Source organism: Mesorhizobium silamurunense (assembly GCF_014843825.1).
Lineage (GTDB): Bacteria > Pseudomonadota > Alphaproteobacteria > Rhizobiales > Rhizobiaceae > Mesorhizobium > Mesorhizobium silamurunense.
The window spans coordinates 1-7,080 of record NZ_JHQR01000291.1 but is presented as its reverse complement, the minus strand read 5'-3'; the positions used below and the strand labels follow the sequence as shown (position 1 = coordinate 7,080).

Below are 7,080 nucleotides of genomic sequence, written 5' to 3'. Positions count from 1 at the left end.
GGCCGGCGCGGCACGCAACGCCGTCGACTGCGCCTTGTGGGGCCTCGAGGCCAAGCTGAGCGGCAGGCCGGTGGCGGACGCGATCGGCGCTGTTTCGCCGAAGGCGCTGGAAACCGCCTACACGCTGTCGCTCGCCGAGCCTGAGGCGATGGCCGCGCAGGCACGAGCCAATGCATCGCGGCCACTGCTCAAGGTCAAGATCGGCGGTGACAACGACACGGCAAGGATCCGCGCGGTGACGGAAGCCGCGCCGCAAAGCCGTATCATCCTCGACGCGAACGAGGGCTGGACGGATGACAACATCGCGGAAAACCTTGCCTTTGCCGCCGAGCACGGCATAGCGCTCATCGAGCAGCCGCTGCCCGCCGGCCGCGACGCCATCTTGCGCAAGATCGCGCATCCGGTGCCGATATGCGCCGACGAAAGCGTGCATGAGGCGAAGAACCTCGAAGCGCTGGTCGGCCTCTACGACGCCGTCAACATCAAGCTCGACAAGTCTGGCGGCCTGACCGAAGCGCTGATCCTTCGCGACCGCGCACGAGAACTGGGTTTCGGCATCATGGTGGGCTGCATGGTCGGCACGTCGCTTGCCATGGCGCCGGCCGTGCTGCTGGCTCAAGGAGCCGACTTCGTCGACCTCGACGGGCCGTTGCTCTTGGCGCGTGACCGCGAGCCCGGCCTGGTCTACCAGGGATCGCTGGTGTCACCCCCTGAGCGGGCGCTGTGGGGCTGAGCGCGCGGCAAGGCCGATCAGCACCAGGCCGATGATCGCGATCGGGATCATCGCCAGGAACCCGTCAACACCGAGACGGTCATAGAGCGGTCCGGAGGCAAGCGTCACCGCGGCCATGAAGAAGCCGTTGAAGAAAAAGGCGATGCCTTGCGCCGCGCCCGTGCGCTCTTCGGACACCGTTTCGCCGATCATTTTCTGCAAGCCGATCAGCACCATCGCCACCGACACCGAATGCAGCGCCTGGACGCCGAAGAAGCCGGCGATTCCCAGGCCGAGCGGCCAGACCAGTGGAAAGGCGATCCATCGCACGATCGAGCCGATGCCGGCGAGCACCATGACCCTGACGACCGAGACGGAAGCGAAAATGCGGTTGAAGAACACAAACATGCAGACCTCGGAGACCACACCCCAGGCCCACAGCAGCCCGACGACGGAATCGCCGATGCCGATCGACTTCCAGTAGATCGACACGAAGCCGTAGAGAAAGGCGTGGCTGGCGGTGATGATGCCGACGCCGAGCGTGAAATAGAGGAAATAGGCGTTGAAGAGGCTCGGGGCGGAATGCTGGATGTCGGTCGCCGACAACGGCGACGCCTTGCGGGGCTTGCCCATGCGCGGCGCCCACAGTCCCGCGACAAGGGCCGCGGCAAGGGCCACGAAGATGATCGCCGGAACAGCTTGAGGGCCCGTGGCTGCCAGGATGAAGCCACCCACCACATTGGCGCAGAGATAGGAGATCGAACCCCATTTGCGCATGGCGGTGTAGTTGGAGCCGAAGCGGCGCACGCCCGACAGCGCCAGCGAATCGGCCATCGGCGAATGCGGTGTCCAGGGGATCGTCAAAAGCAGCGAGATGGCGAGCACGATCGCATAGGTGGCCGGCAGGAAGTAGCCGGCTGAAAGGATCATCGATGCCGCGACCAGCGCGATATAGACATCGGCCCGATCCTTCGCCCGGTCGGCAAGCGCGGTGAGCATCGGCGTCGTCACGACGCGCAGGAACATCGGCGCGGCCAGGATGACGGCGATCTGTTCGGCATGAAAACCTTTTGCCTGCAGCCAGAGCGGAAAATAGGGCAGATGCGTCCCCTGCGACACGAACAATGTCGCGAAGATCAGGCTCATGCGCAGTTCGAAATGGGCGGGCTTGACGAGTTGTTCAGGCGATAGCGGCGGCAGCGACATGAATCGATCCAATTACGCTGCATTCCACGACCCGCAACGCGTTTCGATCCCTAACATGAGGCAAGGCGCGGCGGAACTGCCTGGACCAATCGATCAGGCTAAAGCTGTTGAAAGACAAGGAGCCTCGGCCCGAGAAGGCGCAAAGGCGCTCAGGCTGCCTTGACCGCCCTGCCCTTGAGATCGACGATATCGACGGGCACCGGCGCATCCTTGCCGGATGCAACCTCGGGCAGCACATGCGCCCAGGTCAGGATTTCCATGCGGCCGTCGAAATGCTCGACCACAGCCGTGCAGCTTTCCACCCAGTCGCCGGTGTTGATGTACTGCACGTCGCCATAGTTCTCGATCGCGGCATGGTGGATGTGGCCGCAGATGACGCCGTCGACATGCGAGCGCCGCGCCTCCTCGGAGAGCACCGTCTGGAACGAACCGATGAAGTTCACCGCCTTCTTGACCTTGACCTTGGCCCAGGACGAGAACGACCAGTAAGGCAGGCCCAGCAGATGGCGCAGCTTGGTCACGACCCGATTGACCAGCATTGCCGTGTCATAGGCATAGTCGCCGAGATAGGCGAGCCAGCGCTGGTTGTGCACCACCGTGTCGAACTGGTCGCCATGGATGACGAGCAGCCGCCTGCCGTCGGCGGTCTCGTGGACGGCGCGGTCGGCAACGACGATGCCGCCGAAATGCACGCCCTGGAACTGGCGGGCGAACTCGTCGTGGTTGCCGGCGATGTAGGTGATCAAGGCGCCCTTGCGCGCCTTGCGCAGCAATTTTTGCACCACGTCGTTGTGGCTCTGCGGCCAATGCCAGCTGCGCCGCAGGCGCCAGCCGTCGACGATGTCGCCGACCAGATAGATGGTATCGGCGTCGTGGTGGCGCAGGAAATCGATCAGGAAATCGGCCTTGGCCGCTTTCGAGCCGAGATGCACGTCGGAAATGAACATGGTGCGAAAAGTGCGGGGCTCTGGACCGGACATCGCGATTTCCACCTTTCTTTCGCGTGCCTATGCCTCGATTCATGCAACAACCGTATGACGGTTGCGGTTGGTCCAGCCCAGGCGCTAGCTTGCCGGCCTCAAAAAAGGAGAAACCACCATGGATCTCGGCATTCGCGGCAAGAAGGCCATCGTTTGCGCTTCGAGCAAGGGACTTGGGCGCGGCTGCGCCATCGCGCTGGCCGAAGCCGGCGTCGACCTCGTCGTCAACGGCCGCAACGCCGAGCTGCTGGCGAAGACCGCGCAGGAAATCCGCGAAAAATTCGGCGTCGAGGTGGTCGAGATCGCCGGTGACGTCTCGAAGCCGGAGGTGCAGAAGGCGCTGCTCGCCGCCTGCCCTGACCCGGCCATCCTGGTCAACAACAATGGTGGCCCGCCGCTTCGCGATTTCCGGGAGCTCGACCGCGCAAAGATCCTCGAAGGCGTGACGCAGAACATGGTGACGCCGATCGAGCTGATCCAGGCGGTGATCGACGGCATGGCCAAGCGCGGCTTCGGCCGCATCGTCAACATCACCTCGCTGTCGGTCTATGTGCCGATTCCGGGGCTCGACCTGTCATCGGGCGCCCGTGCCGGCCTGACCTCGTTCCTTGCCGGCGTGGCGCGCACGGTGATCGACCGCAACGTCACCATCAACAGCCTGTTGCCCGGCAAGCTCGACACCGACCGGCTGCGCGGCGCGCATGAGGCCGGGACGCCGGAAGACCCGGCGGCGGCAGCCGCGCGGAAGGCCCGCATCAGCGCCGATGTGCCGGCAAAGCGTCTCGGCACACCGGAGGAATTCGGCCAGATCTGCGCCTTCCTGTGCTCGGTCCACGCCGGCTATCTCACTGGACAGAACATCCCGGTTGACGGCGGCCTCTATGTCAGCGCGTTCTGACCGGGTCGGTCCCGCGGCTGCCGCCAAAACCAGAGGACCTTGCCTCAAACGGCTGAAATAACTCGCCTATTTCAGCTTCGGCAATGTGAACGCCGACAGAGTGATTTGGCGTCGCGAAGAATCGCCGCCGCGTGCTAAAAGGCTCGAAAGCAGGAAGCGCAGGGAGGGCCGCGAATGGACGGCGAGAGCAAGAAAACGGCCCGATCGGACCTCGACGAGGCCGCGCTCTTCTTCCACAAGTACCCCACCCCGGGAAAGCTCGAAATCCAGGCGACGAAGCCGCTCGGCAACCAGCGGGATCTCGCGCTTGCCTATTCGCCGGGCGTGGCCGCCCCTTGCCTCGAGATACGCGACGACCCGTCGACCGCCGCCGACTACACGGCGCGCGCCAACCTGGTCGGCGTCGTCTCCAACGGCTCGGCGGTGCTTGGGCTGGGCAATATCGGCCCGCTCGCCTCCAAGCCGGTGATGGAGGGCAAGGCGGTGCTGTTCAAGAAATTCGCCGGCATCGACGTCTTCGACATCGAGATCGACGCGCCCGAGATCGAGCGCATGGTCGAGACCGTCGCCGCGCTCGAGCCGACCTTCGGCGGCATCAACCTCGAGGACATCAAGGCGCCGGAATGCTTCGAGGTCGAGGAGCGGCTGAAGGCGCGCATGAGCATTCCGGTCTTCCATGACGACCAGCACGGCACGGCGATCATCGTCGCGGCGGCGGTGCTCAACGGGCTCGAATTCGCCGGCAAGACGATTGCCGACATCAAGATCGTGACCTCCGGCGCCGGTGCCGCGGCGCTCGCTTGCCTCAACCTCTTGGTCTCGCTCGGCGCCAAGGTGGAAAACATCTGGGTCACCGACCGTTTCGGCGTCGCCTACAAGGGCCGCGTCGAGGAGATGGATCGCTGGAAAGACCCTTATGTGAAGGACACGGAAGCGCGCACGTTGGCCGATGTCATCACCGGCGCCGACGTCTTCCTCGGCCTCTCCGCCGCCGGCGTGCTGAAGCCCGGGCTCCTGCAGCACATGGCGCCGAAGCCGCTGATCCTGGCGCTCGCCAACCCGACGCCGGAGATCATGCCGGAGGTGGCAAGGGCGGCCCGGCCGGACGCCATGATCTGCACCGGGCGCTCCGATTTTCCCAATCAAGTCAATAACGTGCTGTGCTTTCCTTACATCTTCCGCGGCGCGCTGGACTGCGGCGCGAGCGCCATCAACGAGGAGATGAAGATGGCCGCGGTCAGGGCGATCGCGGCCCTCGCCCGCGAAGAGCCTTCGGATGTCGCCGCGCGCGCCTATTCCGGCGAGACGCCGGTGTTCGGCCCGGACTTCCTGATCCCCTCGCCCTTCGACCCGCGCCTTATCCTGCGCATCGCGCCGGCGGTGGCGAAAGCCGCCTGCGACACCGGCGTCGCGACGCGGCCGATCGCCGATTTCGCCGCCTATATCGACAAGCTCAACCGCTTCGTCTTCCGCTCCGGCCTGGTGATGAAGCCGGTGTTCTCGTCGGCCAAGACCTCGAGCGCCAAGCGCGTCATCTACGCCGATGGCGAGGACGAGCGCGTGCTGCGGGCGGCGCAGGTAGTGCTGGAGGAAGGCATCGCCGAGCCGATCCTGATCGGCCGCCCGCATGTCGTGGAGGTGCGGCTGAAACGCTACGGCCTGCGCATCCGGCCGGGCGTCGATTTCGGCCTGATCAACCCGGAAGACGATCCGCGCTACCGCCACTATGTCGATCTCTTGATCGAGCTCGCCGGCCGCCGCGGTATCACGACGGAAGCCGCCCGCACCATGGTGCGCACCAACAATACGGTGATCGCCGCGCTGGCGCTGAAGCGCGGCGATGCGGATGCGATGATTTGCGGGCTCGAAGGCCGCTTCGAGCGGCATCTGCGCAATGTCACGCTGATCATCGGGCCGCGTCCCGGCATCAAGGACCGCGATCTCTCGACGTTGTCGATGCTGATCTCGCAGCGCGGCATCATCTTCCTCACCGACACCCATGTCTCGGTCGATCCGACGGCGGAGGAAATCGCTGAGATGACCGTGCTGGCGGCGGAAGAGATCCAGCGCTTCGGCATCGAACCGAAGGCAGCGCTTCTGTCGCATTCGGATTTCGGCTCGCGCGATTCGCCCGGCGCGCTGAAGATGCGCCAGGCGGCGTCGATCCTCGCCCGCATCGCGCCGGATTTGCAGTGCGATGGCGAGATGCATGCCGACTCCGCTCTTTCGGAGCATCTGCGCCAGCGCGTCTACCCGCATTCGCGGCTGAAAGGGGAAGCCAATCTCCTGGTGTTCCCGAACCTCGATTCGGCCAACATCACGCTGACGGCGCTGCGCGCCATGATGGACGCGCTGCATGTCGGGCCGATCCTGCTCGGCACCGACAAGCCCGCGCACATCCTGACGCCTTCGGTGACCTCGCGCGGCGTCGTCAACATGACGGCGCTGGCGGTGGTGGAAGCCGCGCACAAGGCGCAGGCGATCGCCAATCTGGGTTGAGGACCACTTTGGCCGTAAACACCGATGGTGCTTCATCGTAAGTTGGTGGCGGCCATCGCGGCCACACTGTCACGTTTCGATATTCAAGCGCGAAAGACGAATGGGCAGGTGCGAGGGTTGAATGAGCTTCGAACTAGCCATGCTCGCCGCAAGTTGCGTGCTCTGTTTCGTTCACATTGTTCTCGCCTCGCATTCGGCGAGCTTCCAGCGAGGTTACCGCTGGACGGCCAGCGCCCGAGACGCCGAAGTCCCTCCGCTCACAGGGATAGCGGGGCGCCTGGAAAGGGCACTGCGAAACTTCGTCGAGACATTTCCGGTGTTCGTGGCGGCGGTTTTTCTTGTCCACGCGGCTGGCCACGAGACCGCGCTCAGTAAGTGGGGAGCCGGACTCTATTTTTCGGCCAGGCTGGTCTATCTTCCGCTCTATGCATTCGGCGTTCCCCTGCTCCGCTCGCTCGTTTGGAACGTTGCGTTTGTTGGAATCGTCATGCTTTTGCTGGCATCGGTGTGGCCTTTACTAGGAAACAGTTAACCACGAACACGGTAGCCTTCCGGCCACAGGCAATCGGGGTTTCAGGCGAATGAAAGGCGCGGGGTTGAAGCTGACCCACCTTGCGGCGCTGCTTGCAGCGCTGGCGGGTTCAGCCGTGGCCGTGACCGAGCCGCAAGCAGCCTCCCGCACGTGCCGCCAACTCGAAGCCGAACTCGCCGCCGCAAGCGGGGGTGGGGGCGGCCCGGGCCTGATCCGCAAATATGACGACGCGATCGCCCGCCAGCGCGAGCAA

The 7,080-nt window shown here is 64.6% G+C and carries 6 protein-coding genes and 1 pseudogene; 5 read left to right on the top strand and 2 right to left on the bottom strand.

Features of this window, described 5'->3' with window-relative positions:
- Positions 1-733: dipeptide epimerase (locus DH10_RS29620; RefSeq protein WP_192385635.1), on the top strand; the 733-nt coding region annotated here is incomplete at its 5' end.
- Here the strand turns inward: DH10_RS29620 and DH10_RS29615 are convergent.
- Complete coding sequence (locus DH10_RS29615; RefSeq protein WP_192254018.1) at positions 704-1,918, bottom strand: MFS transporter; 1,215 nt, start codon at positions 1,916-1,918, stop codon at positions 704-706. The two genes, DH10_RS29620 and DH10_RS29615, sit on opposite strands and share 30 nt — an antisense overlap.
- Positions 1,919-2,067: 149 nt before the next feature.
- On the bottom strand, positions 2,068-2,865 hold the full coding sequence (locus DH10_RS29610; RefSeq protein WP_192254055.1) for a UDP-2,3-diacylglucosamine diphosphatase: 798 nt from the start codon (positions 2,863-2,865) through the stop codon (positions 2,068-2,070).
- Between the two features lie 151 nt (positions 2,866-3,016).
- On the opposite strand from DH10_RS29610, the gene DH10_RS29605 reads away from it, so the two are divergent.
- The 4 genes and pseudogenes from DH10_RS29605 to DH10_RS29590 all read left to right on the top strand — a co-directional run.
- Positions 3,017-3,796 (top strand): SDR family oxidoreductase, encoded by a 780-nt coding sequence (locus DH10_RS29605; RefSeq protein WP_192254016.1) that lies wholly within the window; start codon positions 3,017-3,019, stop codon positions 3,794-3,796.
- A gap of 174 nt (positions 3,797-3,970) precedes the next feature.
- Positions 3,971-6,295 (top strand): NADP-dependent malic enzyme, encoded by a 2,325-nt coding sequence (locus DH10_RS29600; RefSeq protein ID WP_192254012.1) that lies wholly within the window; start codon positions 3,971-3,973, stop codon positions 6,293-6,295.
- A gap of 121 nt (positions 6,296-6,416) precedes the next feature.
- Entirely contained in the window at positions 6,417-6,827 is a 411-nt protein-coding gene (locus DH10_RS29595; RefSeq protein WP_192254010.1) for an MAPEG family protein, read from the top strand.
- Between the two features lie 49 nt (positions 6,828-6,876).
- A pseudogene (locus DH10_RS29590) lies at positions 6,877-7,080 on the top strand (DUF2865 domain-containing protein); the annotation flags it as partial.